Raw genomic sequence first — 23,640 nt, forward strand, 5'->3', positions numbered from 1 at the left:
CATTTCCCTGGAACATGCTTAGACAGCGCAGTGTAAACGAATTTTAATGCGCCGCAAGTATACCTGCTTGCAATAACCATTGCGTACAGGGAACGAGAGTAATTTTGATGCACAGCAAACCAACCAGGGTAAGCACCAGCGTATACGGCAGCGCCATCCAGACCATTCTTCCATAAGAAAGTCGTATGAGTGGTGCCAGCGCCGAGGTCAGCAGGAAGAGGAATGCCGCCTGACCGTTCGGGGTTGCCACGGAGGGGAGGTTGGTTCCGGTGTTGATCGCCACCGCCAGCAGCTCGAACTGTTCACTGCTGACAATCCCTTGCTCCATCGCGGCTTTGGCCTCATTGATGTATACCGTCCCGACAAAGACGTTATCGGATATAGAGGACAACAGACCGTTAAACAAATAGAACAGCGTTAGCTGCGAATCTGGCGTAGCCTGAAGCACAAACGCGATGATCGGCGCGAACAGATGTTGGTCAATAATCACCGCCACGACCGCGAAAAACACTGCCAGCAGGGCGGTAAACGGCAGCGCTTCGGTAAAGGCTTTTCCGATAGCATGTTCGTCCGTAACGCCGCCCAGGCTGGTTGCAAGGATAATTACCGACAGGCCAATCAGCCCCACCTCGGCAAGGTGGAAGGCCAGCGCAGCGATAAGCCACACGCCGATGAAACCCTGTGCAATCAGGCGCAGCGTCTCCTGGCGCGTGCGTTGTTTGCGGCTCTGCTCGTCAAACTTATGCAGCTCCTGGCGGACCTGATCGGGCAACTTCGCGCCATACCCAAAGAGGTTGAATTTTTCGACCAGCACACAGGTGGCTAACCCGCAGACCAGCACGGGCACGCTGACGGGTGCCATGCGCAGGAAAAATTCGCCAAAATGCCATTCAGCCGCTTTGGCGATAATCAGGTTTTGCGGCTCCCCGACCATGGTCATCACGCCGCCCAGCGCCGTCCCCACGCCCGCATGCATCATCAGGCTGCGCAGAAACGCGCGGAACTGTTCCAGCACATCGCGGTTGTGCGCCTCAACGTGGCTGTCGTCCTGCAAGTTATCGCCAGGACGAGACGAGGCCACCCGGTGGTAAATCCCGTAAAAGCCGACGGCGACGCTGATCACCACCGCAACGACCGTCAGCGCATCCAGGAAGGCAGAGAGGAAGGCCGCGGCGAGGCAAAACGCCAGCGAGAGCAGCGTTTTCGACGGAATGCTCAGCAGCAAACGGGTGAAGATAAACAGCAGAAGCTGCTTCATAAAGTAGATCCCCGCCACCATGAAGATCAGCAGCAGCAGGACTTCAAGATTCGACGCTATCTCGTTTTTAACATGCTCCGCGCTGGTCATTCCGATGACCACGGCTTCCAGCGCCAGCAGCCCGCCGGGCAACAGCGGATAGCACTTCAGCGCCATCGCCAGGGTAAAGATAAACTCGGCGACCAACATCCACCCGGCAACGAAGGGATCCAGCAAAAAGATAACGGGATTAACGACCAGGAATACCAGTAAAGTAAGTTTGTACCAGTCAGGTGACTGACCTAAAAAGTTGCGCCACAGCGCGCGCCCAAATGAAATTTCCACGACAGACGTCCTTTACCCGTCAAATAAGACAAGACATCAGTATACGCAAAAATGGCGGCAGAGCGGGGGATTAAGCCATTTGTAAATTTCATAAAAATGAAACGGCGATCCCTCTTTTCTGTCTCTGCTGCGCTATCTGCCTCTGCGCGCCTCTGGTATGATGAGTGCAATTTGCTAAAGCTGTGTAATGGAAATCTCACTATGGTCATTAAGGCGCAGAGCCCGGCGGGTTTCGCGGAAGAGTACATCATTGAAAGCATCTGGAATAATCGTTTCCCTGCGGGATCAATTCTACCTGCTGAACGCGAACTCTCTGAACTGATTGGCGTCACCCGTACCACGCTGCGAGAAGTGCTCCAGCGTCTGGCGCGCGATGGCTGGTTGACGATACAGCATGGCAAACCCACTAAGGTGAATAACTTCTGGGAAACGTCCGGGCTGAACATTCTGGAAACGCTGGCGCGTCTCGACCACGAAAGCGTACCGCAGCTGATTGATAATCTGCTTTCCGTGCGCACCAACATCGCCACCATTTTCATCCGCACCGCGTTTCGTCAGCATCCTGAAGATGCGCTGAAGGTGCTTGCCACCGCTAATGAGGTGGAAGACCACGCGGATGCCTTTGCGACCCTGGATTACAATGTGTTCCGCGGTCTGGCGTTTGCTTCCGGCAATCCGGTTTACGGTCTGATCCTGAATGGAATGAAAGGGTTATATACGCGCATTGGTCGTCACTACTTTGCTAACCCTGAAGCCCGCAGCCTGGCGCTCGGCTTCTACCATAAACTGAGCAAACTCTGCACCGAAGGGCTGCACGATCAGGTCTATGAAACGGTGCGTCGTTACGGCCACGACTCCGGTGAAATCTGGCACCGGATGCAGAAAACGCTGCCGGGTGATTTAGCGATTCAGAGTCGCTGAAATAAAAAACCTCTCGATTGAGAGGTTTTTTTTCGCCGGGTGGCGCTTTGCTTACCGGGCCTAAAAACCCGTAGGCCGGGTAAGCAAAGCGCCACCCGGCAACAAACTACAGCGTATTCAACCGCGCCGGACACCGGTCCAGCAGCTCCACGCTGCCATCTTCGTTCTGCTGCTCCAGCAACACGTCAAATCCCCACAGGCGATGCACATGCTTCAGCACTTCCTTACGCCCCTTATCCAGCGGCGCGCGGTTGTGCGGAATATAGCGCAACGTCAGGGAGCGGTCGCCGCGCAGATCCACGTTCCAGACCTGAATGTTCGGTTCAAGATTACTCAGGTTGTACTGGGATGACAGGCGCGAGCGGATCTCGCGATAGCCCTCTTCGTTGTGGATCGCGGAGATCTCCAGGTAGTTGTTGCGGTCATCATCCAGTACGGTGAAGAAGCGGAAATCACGCATGATCTTCGGCGACATGAACTGGCTGATAAAGCTCTCATCCTTAAAATCACGCATCGCGAAGTGCAGCGTTTCCAGCCAGTCGGAACCGGCAATATCCGGGAACCAGTATTTGTCCTCTTCGGTGGGCGACTGACAAATACGCTTGATATCCTGGAACATGGCAAAGCCGAGCGCGTACGGGTTAATGCCGCTGTACCACGGGCTGTTATATGCCGGCTGGAATACCACGTTGGTGTGGCTGTGCAGAAACTCCATCATAAACCGCTCGGTGACTTTTCCTTCGTCGTACAGATGGTTAAGAATGGTGTAGTGCCAGAAGGTCGCCCAGCCTTCGTTCATCACCTGGGTCTGCTTCTGCGGATAGAAATACTGGCTCACCTTGCGCACGATGCGCAGGATCTCACGCTGCCACGGCTCCAGCAGCGGGGCGTTTTTCTCCATAAAGTAGAGCAGGTTTTCCTGCGGCTCGGAAGGGTAGCGACGCGCCTCGGCGACGGTTTTCTCCTCTTCACGTTTCGGCAGGGTGCGCCACAGCATATTCACCTGGCTTTGCAGATACTCCTCGCGGCTCTTCTGCCGGGCTTTCTCTTCCTGCAATGAGATCTTCTGCGGACGCTTATAGCGGTCAACGCCGTAGTTCATCAGCGCGTGGCAGGAGTCCAGCAGCTTCTCCACCTCGTCCACGCCGTAGCGCTCTTCGCAGTCGGTAATGTATTTGCGGGCGAAGATCAGGTAATCGACGATGGAGCTGGCGTCCGTCCAGCTGCGGAACAGATAGTTATTTTTGAAGAACGAGTTATGTCCATAGCAGGCGTGCGCCATCACCAGCGCCTGCATGGTAATGGTGTTCTCTTCCATCAGGTAGGCAATACACGGGTTAGAGTTAATGACGATTTCATACGCCAGTCCCTGCTGCCCGTGCTTATACAGCCGCTCTGTCTCAATGAATTTTTTGCCAAACGACCAGTGCGGATAGTTAATTGGCATCCCGACGCTGGAGTAAGCGTCCATCATCTGTTCCGAGGTGATGACTTCAATCTGATGGGGATAGGTATCCAGACGATAGAGTTTGGCCACCCGGTCGATCTCCGCCAGGTAGACATCCAGCAACTCGAAGGTCCAGTCGGGTCCATCGCTCAGACGGGTGCTGTCCCTGGACATGGAATCTAGTGTAGCCATTAGCGCGCCCTCGTTGTTGGTCGCTCTCTCTGACTGGAGAGCCTCCTTTCAAGCATAGATCACCCCATTCAAATACGCGGGGCGCAGAAATTTTTTCTTTGCGATTTCGCGTTTTCGATACGGCAAATAATGCGGTGCTCACAGAATTTTCTACTGGTTAAAAATAACGCGCAGCAGGAGATCCCAAATAAGCGCCATCCCCTGATACAGCGGGATATGTGAGTTGAGTCACCATAAAAAAGTCATATGTTGAATAATATTTTCAACTAGGTTATCAATCTGTAATTAGATGATTGTTCTTTTGCTCATAATGGAGTGGCTATGCGTGTTGTCATACTGGGAAGTGGTGTCGTTGGCGTAACCAGCGCCTGGTATTTGAGTCAGGCGGGACATGAGGTTACCGTTATCGATCGCGAATCCGGTCCGGCGCTGGAAACCAGTGCGGCGAATGCGGGGCAAATCTCTCCGGGCTACGCTGCGCCGTGGGCGGCCCCGGGCGTTCCGCTGAAGGCGATCAAATGGATGTTTCAGCGACATGCGCCGTTGGCGATAAGTCTTGACGGCACGCAGTTCCAGCTTAAATGGATGTGGCAGATGCTGCGCAACTGCGACACCCGCCACTATATGGAAAACAAGGGGCGTATGGTGCGGCTGGCGGAATACAGCCGCGACTGCCTGAAGGCGCTGCGTGCCTCAACGGGCATTGAATATGAAGGGCGTCAGGGCGGCACACTTCAGCTGTTCCGTACCGCGCAACAGTACGAAAACGCGACCCGCGATATCGCCGTGCTTGAAGATGCGGGCGTACCGTATCAGCTGCTGGAAGCCAGCCAGCTGGCGCAGGTGGAGCCAGCGCTTGCCGAGGTCGCGCACAAGCTGACGGGCGGTCTGCGTTTACCGAACGATGAAACCGGCGACTGCCAGCTATTCACCCAGCGTCTGGCGCGCATGTGTGAGCAGGCCGGGGTGAAATTCCGCTTCAATACTACTGTCGACAAACTGCTGTCGGAAGGTGAGAAGATTTACGGCGTGAAGTGTGGGGAAGAGGTAATTAAAGCCGATGCCTACGTGATGGCGTTTGGCTCCTACTCAACCGCGATGCTGAAAGGGATCCTGGATATCCCGGTCTATCCGCTGAAAGGCTACTCCCTGACCATCCCGGTGAAAGAGGACAGCGGCGCGCCGGTCTCGACCATTCTTGATGAAACCTACAAAATCGCCATCACCCGCTTCGATAACCGGATCCGCGTCGGCGGCATGGCGGAAATCGTGGGCTTCAATACCGAGCTGCTCAAACCGCGTCGTGAAACGCTGGAGATGGTCGTGGGCGATCTCTTCCCGCGCGGCGGCTTCATTGAGCAGGCAACGTTCTGGACCGGCCTGCGCCCAATGACCCCGGACGGCACGCCGATTGTGGGCCGTACACCATACAAAAATCTGTGGACTAACACCGGCCACGGCACGCTTGGCTGGACCATGGCCTGCGGTTCGGGCCAGCTGCTGAGCGACCTGATCTCCGGAAGGACGCCGGCAATTCCGTTTGACGATTTGAGCGCCGCACGCTATCAATCAGGGTTTACCCCATCGCGTCCACAACACCTGCACGGCGCGCATAATTAAGGAGTCGTCATGTCCCGTCCCATTCTGGCCCAGCTGGATTTGCAGGCGCTGAAGGATAACCTGCAAATTGTTCGCCGTGCTGCGCCGGGTTCTCGTGTCTGGTCGGTGGTGAAAGCCAACGCCTACGGTCATGGTATCGACCGTATCTGGAGTGCGCTCGGCGGCACCGATGGTTTTGCCTTGCTGAATCTGGAAGAGGCCATCCTGCTGCGCGAGCGCGGCTGGAAAGGACCGATCCTGCTGCTGGAAGGATTCTTTCATGCGCAGGATCTGCCTCTGCTGGATAAGTACCGCCTGACGACCAGCGTTCACAGTAACTGGCAGATCAAGGCCATCCAGGACGCGAAGCTGCATGCCCCGCTGGATATCTATCTCAAAGTGAACAGCGGGATGAACCGTCTGGGCTTCCAGCCTGAACGGGTGCATACGGTCTGGCAGCAGCTTCGTGCGTTGAAAAACGTCGGTGAGATGACGCTGATGGCGCACTTCGCCGATGCGGAAAAGCCGGACGGCATTGCCGATGCCATGGTCCGCATTGAGCAGGCGGCAGAAGGTCTGGACTGTCCGCGCTCGCTGTCGAACTCAGCGGCAACGCTCTGGCATCCCGAGGCGCACTACAACTGGGTACGTCCGGGGATCGTACTGTACGGCGCGTCACCCTCAGGTCAGTGGCAGGATATCGCCAACAGCGGCCTGAAGCCGGTGATGACGTTACGAAGCGAGATTATCGGCGTGCAAACCCTGAAAGCGGGCGATACGGTGGGCTATGGCAGCCGCTATCGGGCAGCAGGTGAACAGCGCATCGGTATCGTGGCGGGAGGCTATGCAGATGGTTATCCGCGCATCGCCCCGAGCGGCACGCCGGTGTGGGTCGATGGCGTGCGCACGGGCACGGTAGGCACCGTCTCAATGGACATGCTGGCCATCGATTTGACGCCGTGTCCCCAGGCGGGGATCGGGTCACCGGTTGAGCTGTGGGGCAACGAGGTTAAAATTGATGATGTGGCCGCTGCGGCGGGCACCGTCGGGTATGAGCTGATGTGCGCGCTGGCGTCAAGAGTGCCTGTTGTGACGGTGTAACATGTGTGTGTGCCGGGTGGCGGCTTCGCCTTACCCGGCCTACAAAAGCCCGAACGTAGGCCGGGTAAGCGTTAGCGCCACCCGGCAAAAAAGCAGCTACTCCGCCTCCTCCTCCATCGGCCTTACGCCGACTTTGCGCACCGCGTTATCTTCTTTCTCCGCTACCGTCCAGATCATCCCGGCAAACTCCACCTGGTCACCGACGACCGGCGCAGCCCCTAATAATTGCTGAATAATTTCACCCAGTGTTTGCTGGTTATCGCGATTCTCCAGTCCACCTTCCAGGCCATAAATCAGCGCCACATCCGCAAAGCGGGCGCTGGCTTCGAGGATAAAATCGCCGAAGAAACGCTGATCCAGCGCCACCGGGGGCGACTGGCTGAACAGCTTGCCGAGGGCAGGCAGGTCGCGCTCGCGGCCAATCACGCAGAGGATATCGTTCTCACGCAGCCGCGTGCTGCCGGTCGGGTGAAGCAGGGCGTTATCCCGGAACAGGGCGGCAATGCGCGTTTCAGCGGGCATATGCAGATCGCGCAGGGACGCGCCCACGCACCACTTATCGGCGCTTAGCTGGTAGACAAACTGTTCCCAGGGATTCTCAGGGTGAATATCCAGCCCCACGCGGGAGACCGGCCAGCCAATGGGCGGTACCACCACTTTGGCTTTTTTCGCCGCCCAGCCCAGAGACGTTCCCTGGAACAGCAGCGACACCAGCACTACGAAGAAGGCGACGTTGAAGAACAGACGGGCGTTGTCCAGCCCGGCCATCATCGGGAACACTGCCAGAATAATCGGCACCGCGCCGCGCAGCCCCACCCAACTGATAAATATCCGCTCACGCAGGTTAAACCCGCGGAACGGCAGCAGCCCGGCAAACACCGACAGCGGACGGGCGAAGAAGATCATCCAGGCCGACAAAAGCAGCGCCGGTACGGCGATAGGCAGCAGGTCTGACGGCGTCACCAGCAGGCCCAGCACCAGGAACATGGCGATCTGCGCCAGCCAGGCCAGACCGTCGAAGTTCTGCAAGATGGCGTGACGGTTGCGAATCGGTCGGTTGCCCAACAGGAAACCGCAAAGGTAAACCGCCAGAATACCGCTGCCGTCCAGCGCGGTGGTGACGGCAAAGATCAGGATCCCACCGCTCAGGGCCAGCAGCGGGTAAAGGCCGGAAGGCAGCGTAATACGGTTAATCGTATGCTGTAACAGGTAACCGCCGCCGAGACCAATGATAATCCCGAGGCCAAACTGCTGGAGGATGTGCCAGGCGAACATCCAGCTCAGGCCGGTTTCGTGCTGCTGGATCATCTCAATCAGGGTAATGGTCAGGAACACCGCCATCGGATCGTTACTGCCGGATTCAATCTCAAGCGTGGAGCCCACGCGTTCGTTCAGCCCCTTGCCGCCGAGCAGCGAGAAAACCGCCGCCGCATCGGTAGAGCCGACAATCGCGCCAATCAGCAGGCCTTCCATTATATCGAGGTTAAACAGCCAGGCCGCCATCATGCCGGTCAGGCCGGAGGTGATCAGCACGCCGACGGTCGCCAGAGACAGCGCCGGGCCTAAGGCAACGCGAAACGAACTTGCCTGGGTGCGCATTCCGCCGTCCAGCAGAATCACCGCCAGCGCGAGGTTACTCACCATATAGGCGAAAGGGTAATTATCGAAGGGGATACCGCCGATACCGTCGATCCCGGCAAGCATGCCGATAGCCAGGAAAATGACAAGAATAGGTATGCCAAGACGCGATGAAAATGAACTTAATAAAATGCTAAAGGTTACCAGGATGGAACCCAGAATGAAAAGACTGATTATCGCTGTGGCACCCAATGTCGTCTTACTCCCACCTCAATGTGAACGCTGTTATTAAAACCCTAACATAATAACAACGTTAACTGCGTTTTATTGAGGGGGAATAACGGCTTTTTTATGCCTTTAAGACCGGATGACCGCTGATTGTTAACCGACTTCCTGAATTATCGTGTACAAGGTGCGCCTGGGCACCCAGCGGCAGGGTAACGGTTTGCTGCTCATGGCCGAAATCCAGACCGGCGATCACCGGGATATCCAGCCGGGAACGAATGAAATCAATCATCGTCTCCAGGGAATAGCCTGCATCGTAATCGTTGGGGGCTGAACCACTAAAACTGCCCAGCACAATGGCCGACTGCCGATCCAGAATCCCGGCGTGATACAGCTGCAACAGCATACGTTCGACGCGGAACGGGTGTTCGTTGATATCTTCCAGCACCAGTATGCCGTCCGTGATCTGCGGTAGCCACGGCGTTCCAATCAGCGACACCAGCATCGCGAGGTTGCCTCCCCACAGCTGTCCTTCACATTCCCAGTGCGGTCCATTGCCTTGCCACTCGACGGTGAACGTCGGGTTTTGCAGGGCGCGCCAGAAATGGTCCTGCGTAAACGCATCCAGTTCCGGCGCACCAAAGTTGCCGGCCAGCATCGGGCCGCTAAAGGTAATGACGTTATGCAAAGCCAGCAGGCCGAGCTGGATCGCCGTGAAATCGCTGTGTCCGCAGATTAACAGCGGATCCTGCTGCTGGCGCGCGGCCAGCCCGGCCCAGTCGATGCTCTCCAGCAGCCGGCTTGCGCCATAGCCGCCGCGCACGGCCAGCACAATGGTGTTTTCACCTTCCAGCGTCGTCAGGCTGTTGATATCGCTCAGTCTCTGCGCCTCCGTACCGGCAAAACGCTGCATGCGGCGGGTGATAATTGTCTGATTTTCTACCTGATGGCCCATTTCCAGCAGGCGCTGAACGCCCCGCTGTGCCGCCTCCTGGTTGATGCAGTAGCCTGACGGTGCGATGAGATGAAACTGAGGCATGGCAATTCCTTGCTGAATGAGAATCTAATTGTCTATATCATGCCGCTTATACGCCGCCTGCTTCAAGGGGCGACGTACCGCGATGACCGGCTATAAGGATAGATGACGTGAAATTGAGATGGTTTGCTTTTTTGATTGTGCTGCTCGCTGGCTGTAGTTCAAAACATGATTATCAAAATCCCCCCTGGAACCCTGAAGTGCCGGTAAAGCGGGCCATGCAGTGGATGCCGATCAGCGAACAAGCCGGGAAGGCCTGGGGCGTGAGCCCGCGTCTGATCACGGCGATCATTGCCGTGGAATCCGGTGGCAACCCGACGCTGGTGAGTAAATCGAATGCGGTGGGGCTGATGCAGTTAAAAGCCTCGACGGCGGGAAGAGAGGTCTATCGCTACATGGGCTGGAAGGGACAGCCATCCACCAGCGAGCTGAAAAACCCGGAACGTAATATCTCTATGGGAACCGCTTACCTGAGTATTCTCGAGCATGGCATTCTGAAGGGGATTGACGATCCGGAAGTGATGCAATATGCGCTGGTGGTGTCGTACGTTAACGGAGCCGGCGCGCTGCTCCGAACCTTCTCATCCGATCGCAAAGAGGCGATAGAAGAGATTAACGATATGGATAAAGATGAATTCTTCGAGCACGTGGTGAAGAATCATCCGTCAGCACAGGCTCCACGTTATATCTGGAAAGTACAGAAAGCGATGGACGCCATGTAACGCCTTTGTCGGGCGGCAGCATGCTGCCCGACGCCTTTCAGCGCACTTTGTTCGCGCGTTCCCGCGCTTCACGCTCCAGTGAGAAGATGATGCGCTGTAGTTCGCGTTCGGCGCCTGGCCCGACATTCAGAAAGCGAAAGCTCAGTCGCGGCGTGGTAATGGTTTCGTTTTTGCTGTCCACCACCTTACGCTCGCTGATGGCAATCAGCTGGGCGTCAAACCAGAAGCGTCCCCATCCGCCCATATCCAGCTCAATCTGACTAAAACGCATGCCTTCCACCAGTCCTTCCGGCTTCGGCGTATCCATTAACGCGCCCATCCCGCCCAGTGACAGGTCGAAGAGACGAAAGCGGATCTCTTTTTTGTCCGGCATTTTTGCCTTACAGAAATAGGCCGGGTGAAGCGGGGCGCTGATGCGAAAAAACTCGCGGCGTTGCACGAACCAGAGGTTAGCGGGCAGGGGAGCGATAAACGCAGGCAAACCCTGGTACGCGATCGTGGTCAGGCGGGGCAGTATAAACTCGACTTTAGCCCCCTGCGTTTCGGCCATCACCGAGAGGTTTTCTGCCTGGAGCGCGGCACGGTTTTCTTCGCTCTGGCTACCCAGATCCACGATCAGGTGTTCTGCCGTCACGTCCAGGATCTTACTGATAAACTGGCTGGTTGACCAGTTGATGCGCAGCGGCACCTCGCCCTTTTTCAGGTCGCGTAATACCCCTAATACAGCCAGCGGATTTTGTTTCAGGAACTGCTCACTGTAGCTACTCACGCCAGATGGCTCCTCGATAGATGACAGACTGTCTCTGGGTTATCGGCACGCTGACATGAAACTTAATACAAACGATCTGTTTTTCTCCGCCGATATTGATTTGCTAATGGAAATGATAATAATTGGCGTTCCCAATACCATCTAATAACAAGACGACACTATGAGCACCTCACGTTTTGCGTTATGCGCGTTGGCAGGCGCCGTCACGCTGGCATTGCAAACACAGGCTTTTGCAGAAGAACCCACCATCGTGGTGACCGGTACAGAGCAGGGCAGCGCGCTCCCTGCCTGGACCAACAGCGCCACGAAATCAGCCGTCGCGGAAAGTAAAACGCCCCAGGTGATCAACACCATCGCCGCTAAAGAGATTGAGCAGCGGCACGCCAGTTCGGTAAACGAGATCCTGCGCTATGCGCCGGGCGTTTCCACGGAGGTGCGCGGGAGCACCTCTTACATGAGCGAGTACAAAATCCGCGGGTTCAACGTCGAGCAGGAGTTCTACAACGGCCTGCAACTTCCCTATAACGTCACCGGTAACACTAAAGCGCGAATCGATCCGCTGCTGATTGAGAGCGTCGATATCCTGAAGGGGCCGTCATCCGTGCTGTATGGCGGTGGCTCCCCGGGCGGGCTGGTCAATATTCAGAGTAAAAAGCCGCAGAAAGAGGCGAAAACAGAACTGGGCTTTAACACCGGAAACCGCAATCTGAAAGAGGGGTACCTGGACTCCACGGGGCAGATTGCGACCAGCGACTGGAACTATCGCCTGCTGGGTAAAGCGACAGAGAGTGACGAACAGGCGCACACCACGCGCTATGAAAACTATCTGGTGGCCCCCTCCGTGACCTGGCAGCCGGATGACAAAACGCGCCTGACCATTGACGCGCTGGCGCAAAATACGCCGAGCCTGACGCCGTCTGATCCGATGCCGCTAAGCTATCTACGGTCTAAATACGCCGATCGTCGTGACTATGCCGGGGATGAGTGGAGCGGCTTTAAGCAGCGTCAGTGGATGCTGGGCTACAGCTTTGAACATGAGTTTGACAGTGGCTGGGGCTTTAGCCAGAAAGCGCGCTACTTTGACGTGGACACCCACCAGCGCAGCGCCTATTCAACCGGGACGGGCAGCGAGGTCTACCAGCTTAACCGCTTCGCCTATACCACGGATGAAGATTTACAGAGCTTCAACATTGATAACCAGGTCACCCGAACCGTCGCGCTGGGGGACTGGAAACATCATCTGCTGGCGGGCTTTGACTACCAGAAGCTGAACTCTCACTTCCATTATCGTTACGCCTCGTCCACACCGGGTATCGATATGCGTAATCCGGATCACTCGCAGATCGATAACGATGCGCTGGGGCTTGAAACCGCGCAGAAAAACCGTCTCAGCTATCAGCAGAATGGCTATTACCTCCAGGATCAGATTGCGTTTGGCGGGCTGAACGTGCTGGCCAGCCTGCGCTATGACGACTACCGTTCTGTCACCACCAACTATCTGCAAAACGGTGACAAAGCCTGGGTATCGCAGGATCGCCTCACTAAGCGACTGGGCGCGCTTTATGCCTTTGACAATGGTCTCTCGCCGTTTATCAGCTATTCGGAAGGGTTCGCCCCGGTATCGCCGCAGGGCACGTTGACCGCGAAAGACGTTAAGCCCACCACCAGCAAGCAGGTGGAGGGTGGGGTGAAATACCTGCTGGCGGATTACGCAACCACCTTCACCGCCTCGGTGTTTAACATTCGTCAGAAAAATGTGGTGACCAGCGATCCGGGCTTCCTCAACTATCGCCAGACCGGGGAAGTGGAATCGAAAGGTGCGGAGCTTTCCGCTATGAGTCGTCCAACGGATAACCTGACGCTGATTGCCAACTATGCCTACACCCACGCCATCAATACCGAAGATGACAAGTACCAGGGCAAACGACCGACGCAGGTCCCTGAGAACGCCTTTAATCTGTGGGGAGATTACACCTTTGACAGCACACCGCTGAAAGGGTTAACGCTGGGGGCAGGGGCACGCTACACCGGGCCGATGGAGATCTCGCCAGCCAACGACGCAGGCAAGCTGGGCGGTACGACGCAATACGATCTGGCGGCATCTTACCGCATGGGCGAGCTGGCGCCATCGCTGGAGGGGCTGACGCTGAAAGCGAGCGCGCAGAACGTCACCAACAAAGAGACGCTCACCTGCTATGACGCGACCAACTGCTGGATAGGCCGCGACCGCACGTTCCAGGTCGGGGCGAGTTACAGCTTCTGAAAAAAGCCCGGTGGCGCTTCGCTACCGGGCCAATCTATTGCACGGAACCGTCCCCTCGCCCCACCGGGGAGAGGGTCAGGGTGAGGGGCGCTACTGCGCCGCCTGTTTCGCAGGTGCAACATCATCGTTTGCCGCAGGCTGATTCTCCGGTACGCTGTCGCACGGCTTCTCTTTCGGGCAGACCATGTCCAGCATCCTGAGCGTCACGCCGTTACTCCAGCCGAAACCGTCCTGCAACGGATACTCACCGCCGCCACCGCCAGTACCGGTCGAAGAGACATCGTACTTCTCAACCAGTTTCTTCTCGCGATCGTAGGTATGCTGAACGTTTTTCAGGAAACGCCAGGTTACGTCCATCGCCACTTTCTGCTGACCATAGTTCTGCAACCCTTCCACCGCTACCCACTGCAACGGCGCCCAGCCGTTCGGCGCATCCCACTGCTGCCCGCTGTTGATGGTGGTGGTAGAAATACCGCCCGGTTTCAGCAGGCGTGACGACGCGGCTGCGGCCACTTTATCCGCGCGATCCTGTGATGCGGCCTTCACATACAGCGGGAAGAGGGCTGCGGCCGTCAGCTGATTACGCACCTTCCCGGTTTTCAGATCGTAATCCGCATACCAGCCCTCTTTATCGTTCCACAGGTGGCTTTCCATGGCTTTCTGACGTGCGGAGGCCAGCGCGTCATATTTACTTGCACTGGCGTTATCGCCGTCTTCCTGACTGGCGCGGGCCAGCAGTTTTTCCATCTTAAACATCAGCGCATTCAGATCCACCGGTACGATGCTGGTGGTGCGGATGGTACCCAGCTTCTGTGGATCGTCCATCCAGCGGGAGCTGAAATCCCAGCCCGAGGCCGCGGCAGAGCGCAGATCGCGGTAAATCTCGGTGGCCGGACGGTTAGGGTTATTTTTGGCGGTGGTCACGTCATCCAGCCACGACTCAGGGCGCGGCGTGTCCCGATCGTCCCAGTAGCGGTTGAGGATCGAGCCGTCATCCAGCTTCACCACGCGTTTGTTCGCCTGACCAGGCTGGAGCCCATCAGCCCCCTCCATCCAGTAAGCGTACTCTTTCTCCATCTGCGGACGGTATTTCTTCAACGCGTCGCTGTCATGCGTGGCCAGCAATTCCACCATCAGCGAGAAGAAAGGCGGCTGAGAGCGGCTCAGGTAGTAGCTGCGGTTACCGTTAGGGATATGGCCCCAGGTATCAAGCTCGTAAGCGAAGTTGTCCACCATGTCGCCGATCTTATCCCAGTGGCCGCTCTCGGCCAGCCCCAGCATGGTGAAATAGCTGTCCCAGTAATAGACTTCGCGGAAGCGTCCTCCCGGCACGACATAGGGCTTTGGCAGGGGCAGGAGGGAGTCCCATTTGTTCGCTTTGTCAGTGGTGCGGGTCAGTACAGGCCACAGATCGTCTATGTGTTCGCGCAGGCTCTGGCCTTCAGGGGGAACGTATTTCTCACCTTCCTTCGGCAGGATAAAGTTCATCTCTACGAAGTGGCGCAGGTCAAAACCGGACTGGGTATGCTGCATCCGGTAATCCGCCAGGATGGTTAGCGGGTCGCTTTTGGGAACGGCATCCGCGAAGGTTTTCTGATCCGGGAACAGTTTGGCGCTCTGTACTTCATTAAAGAGGGGGCCAAGGAGAATATCAGGTGAGCTTTGCTGGCTCGTTGGCTGGTCTTCAGCATAACCAAATGCGGTAACACCGAGTAGGGCGCCTGCCAACGTAAGGTGTAACAAGCCAGGGCGTAGCATTCGAGTTTTTATCATCGGTTCATCTCCATTCGTCGCTGGGCAGCGTCACCGCTGTCGTCAATCACCTGAAAACCTTAGACGAATATTGCCCGCTTCGCGTGTTAGATATCCCATTTTGCGCATTACCAGACAATTTACCGCCGCGCCCGGACGCGAGAAGCGCGCCGAAAACTATTTACTCGGGGAATGTTTTTTGGGGAATGATTTTAATTAAATATCCTGTCAGGGCACACTATGAATATTGACCAGGCTTATGGGTTGCAACCTTTTTTAATTCTGTGAACGGGGTTGTGTTTCTTTATTACATTCCGCGAATAACTTTCCGTGAAGGTCACACAAAGTAAAAAAACATAACCGACATAACAAAAAACATAATAGCCTGCCGAAAAACATTTAGACGAAATAGAGTGGCCCATCACTTCGGGTATTCACTTTTATTTCAGGATGGATTCTATGCAATTAAAAAAAATGGTTGTCCTCGTGGGGGCACTCTGTTCTGGCTCTCTTTTTGCGGCACAAAGCGCGACGAGCGTAGATGAAAAACTGGCGCAACTGGAGGCGCAAATCGAGGCGTTGAAACAACAGCAGGCGGCCAGTCAGCAGGCTGCTCCCGTGGTCGTCCAGTCAGAAGAGCCCGTCAATAAAGACGCACCACCGAAGCTGACGCTTTCGGGCTTTGGAGATATAAAATTTTATGGCGATGTGGAATTTAATATGGATGCTGCCAGCAAAACCGGCAGTCTGACTTCTGTTAAGCAAAGTGCTAATAGCGACTGGGCACCGGGAGATAAAGAACGGTGGGATATTAATGGTCGTATTTTGCTGGGGTTTGATGGTTATCGAAAAATGGATAACGGCCATTTTTCCGGATTTTCTGTACAACCACTGGGCGATTTGGCAGGGCAAATGTACCTTGATGATGCGGTATTTTTCTTTGGCGCAGAAAACGACTGGGAAATTAAAGTTGGACGTTTTGAAGCCTACGATATGTTCCCGCTCAACCAGGATACCTTTGTTGAATACTCAGGCAATACAGCGGACGATCTTTATAGCGACGGCTATGGTTACATTTATATGCTGAAAGAGGGGCGTGGCCGTACCGACAGCGGCGGTAACTTCCTGATGAGTAAAACGCTGGATAACTGGTATTTCGAGCTGAATACGCTGTTCAAAGACGGCAGCGATCTGTACGTCGACCAGCGCTACCATGGCGCGGAACTGGAAAATGATAAGAACGTCGCCTATGTCCGGCCAGTTATTTCGTGGCAGGACGGCCCGTTCTCAACGGCCGTCGCCATGGAAACCAATCTGGTCAACAATGCTTATGGCTATCGGGATGACGCGGGTCGTTGGGTCGATCAGTCTGACCGCACCGGTTACGGATTCACGATGACCTGGGATGGTCTGAAAGCCGATCCTGAGGATGGCATAGTCGTGAATCTCAACACAGCGTATCTTGACGCCGCAGACGAAACGGACTTCACCTCCGGCGTCAATGCCCTGTGGCGTAACGCTGAGCTGGGCTATATTTATGCGCATAACGAAATCGACGAATTTAACACTTCAACCTTTGACGCAGAGTGTGAGAATGATTGCTGGATCACCGATCCGGGTGAGTATGATATTCACACTGTCCATGCGTCGTACCTTATTCCCAACGTAATGAAGATGAAGAACTTTAACATTTACCTGGGCGCCTACGCTTCGTGGGTGAACGCGTCGCCGAAAAAGGGAAGCGATAAGAACGACGATCGTTATGGCGGTCGTGTGCGGTTTAAATATTATTTCTGAAGAGTGTCATGATGCCCCTCTGTTAGCAGGCAGAGGGGCCATTTTGCAGGCCGGGTATGCGCAAGCGTCACCCGGCAATACGATCGGCTACAACCCTTTCTTATCCATCAGCACCGCCAGATCCACCAGACGGTTCGAGAAGCCCCATTCGTTGTCATACCACGACAGGATCTTCACCATATTCCCGCCAATCACCAGCGTTGAAAGCCCGTCGATGATGGATGAGCGCGGGTCGCCCTGATAATCACGGGAGACCAGCGGTTCATCGCTGTAGCCCAGGATGCCTTTCAGCGGCCCGCTGGCGGCAGCCTGACGGAACGCGTCATTCACCTCTTCGGCGGTCACGTTGCGGCTCAGCGTCACCGTCAGATCGACAATCGACACCACCGGAACCGGCACGCGCAGAGAATACCCGGTGAGTTTACCGTCAAGCTCGGGGATCACTTTCCCGAGCGCTTTTGCCGCGCCGCTGGAGTAAGGCACAATGGATAATGCTGCCGCGCGCGCGCCGCGCAGATCTTTTTCCGGCTGGTCATGCAGCGCCTGGCTGTTGGTGTAGGCATGCGTGGTGTTCATCAGCCCGTGCTCAATGCCAAACTGCTGGTGCAGCACCTGCGCCGCTGGCGCCAGACCATTAGTGGTGCAACTCCCGTTGCTGACCACAAAATGCTGGGCCGGATCGTACAGCGTGTGGTTCACACCCATCACCACCGTCAGATCATCATTTTTAGCCGGGGCGGAAATAATGACTCGTTTTGCGCCGCCGCTCGTGATATGCACCGCCGCTTTTTCACGTTCGGTGAAGAAGCCGGTTGCTTCAATTACCACCTCAACGCCTGCGTCTTTCCACGCAATGTTTGCCGGGTCGCGTTCACTGAATACGGTGATGCGTTGCCCGTCAACCTGTAGCGCGCCGTCCGCCGCTTCCACAGGCACCGGCAGCGTGCCGAGCAGAGAGTCATATTTCAGCAGATGGGCGAGGGTTTTACTGTCCGTCAGATCGTTAATGGCCACAATCTGGAGATCCGGGTTGCCCAGCGCCGCGCGCAGGACATTACGTCCGATACGGCCGAAACCGTTAATACCGACCTTAACCATGATGCACTCCTTATCTGTGTTGTCTGGAGTTACTGTAGGCGTCAGGTCGTATGGCGTAAATGACAAAAACGGATCATATTACGCCATTCTACGGCAGTGGAAGCGCTGGCGGTATTCGCCCGGCGTAAGATGAAGCTGCTTTTCAAAAACGCGGCGCAGGTTGATGCTGGTACCAAACCCGCTTTTTTCGGCAATGACCTCAAGCGGATCCTGGGTCTGCTCCAGAAGCTGTCGGGCGGCGGCCAGACGCGCTTCGGTGACATAACGGGCCGGAGGCACGCCCACGTCACGCGTGAACACGCGGGTGAAATTGCGCGGGCTCATGGCGACCCGTTCGGCCAGCCTTTCGACGCACAAATCTGCGGTGAGGTTTTGCAGGATCCAGCTTTGCAGTTCGCTGACTGGTCCGGTCGCGCCGGACTGCTCCAGATTATAGCGGCTGAACTGTAGCTGGCCGCCAGGCCGACGCAGGTACATCACCATATCCTGCGCCACATTGCGGGCGAGGGTGAAGCCGTAATCATCCTCCACCAGCGCCAGCGTCAGGTCAAACCCGGAGCTGACGCCGCCGGACGTCCAGACGGGGCCATCCTGAACATAGAGCGGGCCGCCCTCAACGTTGACCGCAGGATAGCGGGTTTTCAGGGTTTCCAGAAGCCGCCAGTGGGTCGTTGCCCGGCGCCCATCGAGCAGTCCGGCCTGTGCCAGCAGCAGGGCCCCGCCGCAGACAGAGGCGACGCGTCGCGCATGCGGCGCGGCCAGGTGCAGCCAGTCCACCACGGCGGTGCTCTCCAGCTCATTCATGCCGCGGCCGGTAATGATGATCGTGTCCAGCGGCTCGCGCGGATCAAGCTCCGGCAGGCGATAGTCCGCCAGCAGGTTCAAGCCGGACTGGCCGTGGATCACCAGATGAGGCTGGGTGGTGGCGATAATGGTGCGGTAGCGGGGCTGCGCAAGGCCGTCCGGGTGCAGCCGGTTGGCCTGCATCAGAATGTCGGCGATACCGGCGGCCTCAAACAACATGCCACCATCGGGAACGATAATCAGGATCTTCTTCATGTCCTGAAAAGTACCTTTATCACAAAATAAGTCAAGCGGCAGGCGAACATTGTAGAAGAGACAAATGAGGCGTGCCGGGTGAAAGAGTAGAACGGCAGATGTTGGGAAGAAGTAAAATAAATATGTAGTAACGGTAAAACTTCTTGCGTGAGGTTCACTGTCAGCGCCGCTGAACCCCCCCAGTTTATGGGCTGCAAGGGAGCGCGCTGAACGATGAGAGAGCAAAAAGATGTAGCCGGGCTTAATTGTTTAGGTGCAAAAAATAACCCCAAAGGGGAATTTTGCTCAGTTTATTTCGGATCGCGAAATTAAATTTCTGCCATTTTTTTAGCCGCCATTTGTTTATGCGGGACGCTCGTGCACAATAAAAGTTATCTTCTGAATGCAACAATGAAAATATCCCAGATATATCCCGCAGCGCACAGAAAAAATGAAATTCTACTAATTATGGTAGTGGAGATAATAAGGGGTTACGTTAATGATAGTGGTTCTCTTTTTCCTGTTTAGCCATTAATTTTCATAGAGTTATGCTCGAAATCTGTCTAAGAAAAAGACGATTTTAGCTAAGTGCGCATTTTTTATGAGATTAATCCTATAATGCATTGGGCGTATCATTAAACGCCATTAAGCAGGTGGGAAATATTGAATTGATGACAAGCTCATGTAAACTTGTCTACCGTTTGTCAAAATATGTCAGGAGCATGCTGGGCCCATTTCTGTCGGGCTCGTGCGGTAGCTATGCCTTAAAATAGTTACCTGCTGAAAATATTCCGACTATTTTAACAATAGCACCTAAGTCAAATTTTATCCCCTCTCTTCATCCTCTAAATATCGCTACGGAAAAGCATATGAAACTGCGCGTATTGTTATCACTTCTGTTTGTTATGGCGGTGGCGGGCTGTAAGGCGCCGCAGAAACCAGCGATCACCGATGATACGATTGTGACCAGCCAGGTGAATGGCATCACGCTGACGCACCGTCACGCTGTTACCCCTCCGGCGGAGTTCACTCAGGTGAATGAACCGTACCGTGCCATGTACCCGGCATCCCTGATGAGCCGTCCTGACTACGGCGGAAAAGTGATCCGTACGCTTGAGACCGGCAAAACTTACGTTGTGCTGGGGCAGGTTGAACATTTCTGGATGGCGCTGGCCGATGAAGGGAGTGAACAGCTGATTGGTTACGTGCCGATGCGTGCCGTGATCAAGGCTGACCAGTACGAAGCCACCGTGCGTAAACAGGCACTGCGCCCGAAAGCGCGTAAGAAAACCACCTGTGTTGATGTCGATGGCAACAGCAAAGCCTGCAAAGACAGCGCGAACGGTACCTGGATCCTGAACTAAACGGGTTTCACGAGCATATTTTTATGAATAATAAAAATTTTCATCGGATGTGGTTCCCTTTTTTTGCGTTGATTCTCGCGCTGATCGGTGGTTGTACGTCGTCTTCACACAGCGACCCCTCCCGCTACAATCTTCAGTTTCAGGCTCATCCTCAAATCAATGATTCTGCACCGCTTAAGGTCAGAGTGTTGCTGCTGAAATCCGATGCGGATTTCATGTCCAGTGACTTCTACTCCTTACAGAACAACGCGTCAGCCACGCTTGGCGCGAATCTGCTGAACAGCGATGTGTTCTTCCTGATGCCGGGCCAGCTTTCGAAAACCCTGAGCGGACAAAGCTCACCGGAAGCGCGCTATATCGGCGTGATGGCGGAATACCAGGCGCTGGACGGCAAAAAATGGCGCGTCTCACTTCCTTTGCCTGTTCCCGGCGAAAACGCGATTTACCAGTTCTGGAAATGGTCCGCAGATGAACTCCAGGCCAGCGTCTTTCTTGACGTAAATGGTATCCGGGTCATCAGCCAGTAACGCCCTTCATAACAGGAAAGAGATCATCATGACGAAAGCAGAAAAGGTCGTCTGGACCGAGGGCATGTTCCTGCGTCCCCACCATTTTCAGCGGACAGAAAGCTACCTCCTCAACCACGTTCGTGAGTGGGGGGCCTTGCAGCGATCGTATCTCTGGGGCTTTCTCGACCTTGAGCTGGATGAAGCGATGCTACGCCAGGGCTGTATTGCCCTGAGCTACTGTAGCGGTTTGCTGCCTGACGGCACCTTTTTCCAGGTTCGCAGCGACCGCAACGGTCCGGCTCCGCTAAAAATCCCCGATAATCTGACCAATGAAAAGGTGGTGCTTGCGCTGCCGGTTCGTCGCGGTGGCCGTGAAGAGGTGATTTTCAGCGAGGAGCCGTCTTCTCTGGCGCGTTTTATTACCTTTGAACAAGAGGTGGAAGACGACAACGCCATGTCGGTCGGGGAGGCGACGGTCCAGTTTGGCCGCCTGCGTCTGACCCTGATGCTGGAGAAAGATCTGACGGCAGAATGGACCGCCATTGGCGTCGCGTACGTCACCGAAAAGCGCAACGACAACCACGTGCGGCTGGATAACAGCTACATCCCGCCAATGCTGAACGCCAATAACAGCCCGCAGCTGTACGGTATGATCAATGACCTGCACGGCTTGCTGGTGCAGCGTAGCCAGCAGATCGGCGGTCGACTGCGCCAGCCGGGGCGTTTCAATACGTCCGAGATGGTTGAGTTCACGCTTCTCTCGCTGATCAACCGCCACCTTGGCGACGTCTCACATTTAAAAACGCTGCCGCTGCTTCACCCTGAAGCGCTCTGGCGCAGCTGGCTGCCGTTTGCCACGGAGCTCGCCACCTGGACGCCGCAGCGTACCGCAGAGAGCATACTGCCGGTCTACGACCATGACGATCTCGCCGTTTGCTTCAGCAAACTGATGCTGATGCTGCGTCAGGGGCTGTCGCTGGTCATGGAAGATCATGCCATCCAGCTGCCGCTGCACGAACGCTCCCACGGGCTGAACATCGCCACCGTGCCGGAGACCAGCATGGTCCGCGAATTTGGCTTCGTGCTGGCGGTAAAAGCCAATGTCCCCGGCGAACACCTGCAAACCCATTTCCCTGCCCAGATGAAGGTTGCGCCAGTGTCGAAAATTCGCGATCTGGTTCAGCTCCAGCTGCCGGGCATCATGCTTCGGGCAATGCCCGTCGCGCCGCCGCAGATCCCGTGGCATGCAGGCTACAGCTATTTCGAGCTCGAGAGGGGCAGCGAACTGTGGCACGAGATGGACAAGTCCGGGGCATTCGCGCTGCATCTCGCAGGGGAATTCCCGGGTCTCGATATGGAGTTCTGGGCCATCCGTAGCCCGACAGAATAATAAAGCGAGCGCTTAATATGCAGGAACGACAGGATACCGGCAGTGATGCCGTGTTTACCGGAGCCAGTGGGAACAATCAGCTGGTGGCGGCCGCCAATCCGCTGCTCAATGCGATTCCGCAAATCCGTCATTCGGTTTCCCACGACGATCAGGTCGGGCTGCGCCAGCGCCTGATTGACGAAATTCGCCGTTTCGAAGTGCGATGCCAGCAGGCGGGCTTACCGTATGAAGTGATTGTCGGCGCGCGCTACTGCCTCTGCACGGCGCTGGACGAAGCCGCCGCGCTGACCCCGTGGGGAAGCAGCGGCGTCTGGTCAAGCAATGGTCTGTTGGTGACGTTTCATAACGAAACCTGGGGCGGTGAGAAGTTTTTCCAGCTGCTGGCGCGTCTGTCGCAGAATCCGCGCGAACACATTCTGCTGCTGGAGATGATCAACTACTGTCTGCTGCTCGGCTTTGAAGGCCGCTACCGCGTGCTGGACAATGGCCGGACCCAGCTTGAAACCATCAAACAGCGCCTGTGGCAGATGATCCGTGGCGTGCGCGGCAGCTATCCGCCGCCGCTCTCGCCGCACCCGGAAGATCGCCCCGTTCTGCGCAAGCTCTGGCGGCCGATGATCCCACTCTGGGCGTGCGTGGCGCTGGTCGGCTTTATCGCCTGCCTGTTCTATATCGTGCTGAACTGGCGTCTGGGTGATAACACCAGCCCGGTGCTGGCGAAAATTTACCAGTCCCAACTGCCGGAAACCACCATCCAGCAGCCTGCGCGTCAGCTGCCAGCGGTGCTGAACCTGCGCGGCTTCCTGAAACCAGAAATTGATGCCGGTCTGGTGGCCGTTAAGGATGAGGCGGATCGCAGCGTGGTGATCCTGAAAGGGGACGGACTCTTTGCCTCGGCCTCAACGGTGGTGCGCGATCGCTATGAGCCGGTCATCGACCGCATCGCCCAGGCGATGAATAACGTCAGCGGCAAAATTCTGGTGGTGGGGTACAGCGACAACGTGCCGATCCGCAGCGCACGCTTCGCTTCTAACTATGAACTCTCGCTTGAGCGCGCCCGTTCGGTGCAAAAACAGCTCCAGGGTAGCCTCTCACAGCCTGAGCGCGTCAAAGCCGAAGGGCGGGGTGAGATCAACCCGGTAGCGCCTAACACCACGCCTGAAAATCGCGCCCGTAACCGCCGCGTAGAGATTACGCTGCTGGTATCGCCTGACAATACCCAGGCCGAGCTGAACGGATTGCCGCAAGGAAACTAAG

Annotated in this window: 18 protein-coding genes; 10 read left to right on the forward strand and 8 right to left on the reverse strand. The window is 55.9% G+C overall.

The genetic code is table 11. The features are described from left to right. Positions 1 to 43: 43 nt before the first annotated feature. Positions 44 to 1,582: a Na(+)/H(+) antiporter NhaB gene (gene nhaB / locus INF61_RS07600; protein ID WP_017693269.1), complete on the reverse strand. Its 1,539-nt coding sequence runs from the start codon at positions 1,580 to 1,582 to the stop codon at positions 44 to 46. Positions 1,583 to 1,783: 201 nt separating this feature from the next. Between nhaB and fadR the strand changes: the two genes are divergently transcribed. Then, the gene (gene fadR / locus INF61_RS07605; RefSeq protein WP_015570315.1) at positions 1,784 to 2,503 is read left to right on the forward strand and encodes a fatty acid metabolism transcriptional regulator FadR; all 720 of its coding nucleotides are present in this window, start codon (positions 1,784 to 1,786) and stop codon (positions 2,501 to 2,503) included. A 106-nt stretch (positions 2,504 to 2,609) separates the two neighbouring features. Here fadR and INF61_RS07610 read toward each other — a convergent pair whose 3' ends face one another. Further along, positions 2,610 to 4,142: a SpoVR family protein gene (locus INF61_RS07610; RefSeq protein ID WP_017384314.1), complete on the reverse strand. Its 1,533-nt coding sequence runs from the start codon at positions 4,140 to 4,142 to the stop codon at positions 2,610 to 2,612. Positions 4,143 to 4,463: 321 nt separating this feature from the next. Between INF61_RS07610 and INF61_RS07615 the strand changes: the two genes are divergently transcribed. Together INF61_RS07615 and dadX are read left to right on the forward strand one after the other, a co-directional pair. After that, complete coding sequence (locus tag INF61_RS07615) at positions 4,464 to 5,762, forward strand: D-amino acid dehydrogenase (RefSeq protein WP_086524557.1); 1,299 nt, start codon at positions 4,464 to 4,466, stop codon at positions 5,760 to 5,762. Positions 5,763 to 5,771: 9 nt separating this feature from the next. Continuing rightward, positions 5,772 to 6,842: a catabolic alanine racemase DadX gene (gene dadX, locus INF61_RS07620; RefSeq protein WP_023296789.1), complete on the forward strand. Its 1,071-nt coding sequence runs from the start codon at positions 5,772 to 5,774 to the stop codon at positions 6,840 to 6,842. Between the two features lie 96 nt (positions 6,843 to 6,938). Here the strand turns inward: dadX and INF61_RS07625 are convergent, their stop codons facing one another. After that, positions 6,939 to 8,672, reverse strand: coding sequence for a potassium/proton antiporter (locus INF61_RS07625; protein WP_017384312.1), 1,734 nt, complete (start codon positions 8,670 to 8,672; stop codon positions 6,939 to 6,941). 97 nt (positions 8,673 to 8,769) lie between these two features. After that, positions 8,770 to 9,684 (reverse strand): muramoyltetrapeptide carboxypeptidase, encoded by a 915-nt coding sequence (ldcA, locus tag INF61_RS07630; protein WP_086524556.1) that lies wholly within the window; start codon positions 9,682 to 9,684, stop codon positions 8,770 to 8,772. Positions 9,685 to 9,791: 107 nt separating this feature from the next. On the opposite strand from ldcA, the gene emtA reads away from it, so the two are divergent. Further along, positions 9,792 to 10,403, forward strand: coding sequence for a membrane-bound lytic murein transglycosylase EmtA (emtA, locus tag INF61_RS07635; protein ID WP_017384310.1), 612 nt, complete (start codon positions 9,792 to 9,794; stop codon positions 10,401 to 10,403). A 37-nt stretch (positions 10,404 to 10,440) separates the two neighbouring features. On the opposite strand, the gene INF61_RS07640 is transcribed toward emtA, so the two are convergent. Beyond that, positions 10,441 to 11,172: a flagellar brake protein gene (locus INF61_RS07640; RefSeq protein WP_017384309.1), complete on the reverse strand. Its 732-nt coding sequence runs from the start codon at positions 11,170 to 11,172 to the stop codon at positions 10,441 to 10,443. Between the two features lie 160 nt (positions 11,173 to 11,332). On the opposite strand from INF61_RS07640, the gene INF61_RS07645 reads away from it, so the two are divergent. Then, complete coding sequence (locus tag INF61_RS07645) at positions 11,333 to 13,435, forward strand: TonB-dependent siderophore receptor (RefSeq protein WP_193547661.1); 2,103 nt, start codon at positions 11,333 to 11,335, stop codon at positions 13,433 to 13,435. A gap of 90 nt (positions 13,436 to 13,525) precedes the next feature. Here INF61_RS07645 and INF61_RS07650 read toward each other — a convergent pair whose 3' ends face one another. Continuing rightward, positions 13,526 to 15,208 carry an alpha,alpha-trehalase gene (locus INF61_RS07650; protein WP_032619545.1) on the reverse strand — a complete coding sequence of 561 codons (1,683 nt, stop codon included), beginning with the start codon at positions 15,206 to 15,208 and terminating at the stop codon, positions 13,526 to 13,528. A 438-nt stretch (positions 15,209 to 15,646) separates the two neighbouring features. On the opposite strand from INF61_RS07650, the gene INF61_RS07655 reads away from it, so the two are divergent. Continuing rightward, complete coding sequence (locus INF61_RS07655; protein WP_017384306.1) at positions 15,647 to 16,984, forward strand: carbohydrate porin; 1,338 nt, start codon at positions 15,647 to 15,649, stop codon at positions 16,982 to 16,984. 87 nt (positions 16,985 to 17,071) lie between these two features. Here the strand turns inward: INF61_RS07655 and gap are convergent, their stop codons facing one another. After that, positions 17,072 to 18,082 (reverse strand): type I glyceraldehyde-3-phosphate dehydrogenase, encoded by a 1,011-nt coding sequence (gene gap, locus INF61_RS07660; protein ID WP_015570325.1) that lies wholly within the window; start codon positions 18,080 to 18,082, stop codon positions 17,072 to 17,074. 78 nt (positions 18,083 to 18,160) lie between these two features. After that, positions 18,161 to 19,141: a GlxA family transcriptional regulator gene (locus tag INF61_RS07665; protein ID WP_023303874.1), complete on the reverse strand. Its 981-nt coding sequence runs from the start codon at positions 19,139 to 19,141 to the stop codon at positions 18,161 to 18,163. A gap of 848 nt (positions 19,142 to 19,989) precedes the next feature. Between INF61_RS07665 and INF61_RS07670 the strand changes: the two genes are divergently transcribed. The 4 genes from INF61_RS07670 to INF61_RS07685 are packed head-to-tail and all read left to right on the forward strand — an operon-like array spanning position 19,990 to position 23,639. Continuing rightward, positions 19,990 to 20,484: a hypothetical protein gene (locus INF61_RS07670; RefSeq protein WP_006810964.1), complete on the forward strand. Its 495-nt coding sequence runs from the start codon at positions 19,990 to 19,992 to the stop codon at positions 20,482 to 20,484. Positions 20,485 to 20,507: 23 nt separating this feature from the next. Beyond that, entirely contained in the window at positions 20,508 to 21,011 is a 504-nt protein-coding gene (gene tssJ, locus INF61_RS07675) for a type VI secretion system lipoprotein TssJ (protein ID WP_022648418.1), read from the forward strand. A gap of 28 nt (positions 21,012 to 21,039) precedes the next feature. Beyond that, positions 21,040 to 22,383, forward strand: a complete 1,344-nt coding sequence (tssK, locus tag INF61_RS07680; RefSeq protein ID WP_048219899.1) for a type VI secretion system baseplate subunit TssK — start codon at positions 21,040 to 21,042, stop codon at positions 22,381 to 22,383. A gap of 17 nt (positions 22,384 to 22,400) precedes the next feature. After that, the gene (locus tag INF61_RS07685) at positions 22,401 to 23,639 is read left to right on the forward strand and encodes a DotU family type VI secretion system protein (RefSeq protein WP_003859963.1); all 1,239 of its coding nucleotides are present in this window, start codon (positions 22,401 to 22,403) and stop codon (positions 23,637 to 23,639) included. Position 23,640 lies beyond the last annotated feature (1 nt).

It is taken from the genome of Enterobacter cloacae complex sp. P18RS (assembly GCF_014982105.1).
GTDB lineage: Bacteria > Pseudomonadota > Gammaproteobacteria > Enterobacterales > Enterobacteriaceae > Enterobacter > Enterobacter hormaechei_C.

Coding starts and splice junctions, on each gene's coding strand:
- INF61_RS07645 (WP_193547661.1), top strand. CDS start 11,333: ATGAGCACCTCACGTTTTGCGTTATGCGCGTTGGCAGGCGCCGTCACG.
- fadR (WP_015570315.1), top strand. CDS start 1,784: ATGGTCATTAAGGCGCAGAGCCCGGCGGGTTTCGCGGAAGAGTACATC.
- INF61_RS07655 (WP_017384306.1), top strand. CDS start 15,647: ATGCAATTAAAAAAAATGGTTGTCCTCGTGGGGGCACTCTGTTCTGGC.
- INF61_RS07670 (WP_006810964.1), top strand. CDS start 19,990: ATGAAACTGCGCGTATTGTTATCACTTCTGTTTGTTATGGCGGTGGCG.
- ldcA (WP_086524556.1), bottom strand. CDS start 9,684: ATGCCTCAGTTTCATCTCATCGCACCGTCAGGCTACTGCATCAACCAG.
- dadX (WP_023296789.1), top strand. CDS start 5,772: ATGTCCCGTCCCATTCTGGCCCAGCTGGATTTGCAGGCGCTGAAGGAT.
- tssK (WP_048219899.1), top strand. CDS start 21,040: ATGACGAAAGCAGAAAAGGTCGTCTGGACCGAGGGCATGTTCCTGCGT.
- INF61_RS07685 (WP_003859963.1), top strand. CDS start 22,401: ATGCAGGAACGACAGGATACCGGCAGTGATGCCGTGTTTACCGGAGCC.
- gap (WP_015570325.1), bottom strand. CDS start 18,082: ATGGTTAAGGTCGGTATTAACGGTTTCGGCCGTATCGGACGTAATGTC.
- INF61_RS07615 (WP_086524557.1), top strand. CDS start 4,464: ATGCGTGTTGTCATACTGGGAAGTGGTGTCGTTGGCGTAACCAGCGCC.
- tssJ (WP_022648418.1), top strand. CDS start 20,508: ATGAATAATAAAAATTTTCATCGGATGTGGTTCCCTTTTTTTGCGTTG.
- INF61_RS07610 (WP_017384314.1), bottom strand. CDS start 4,142: ATGGCTACACTAGATTCCATGTCCAGGGACAGCACCCGTCTGAGCGAT.
- INF61_RS07650 (WP_032619545.1), bottom strand. CDS start 15,208: ATGATAAAAACTCGAATGCTACGCCCTGGCTTGTTACACCTTACGTTG.
- INF61_RS07665 (WP_023303874.1), bottom strand. CDS start 19,141: ATGAAGAAGATCCTGATTATCGTTCCCGATGGTGGCATGTTGTTTGAG.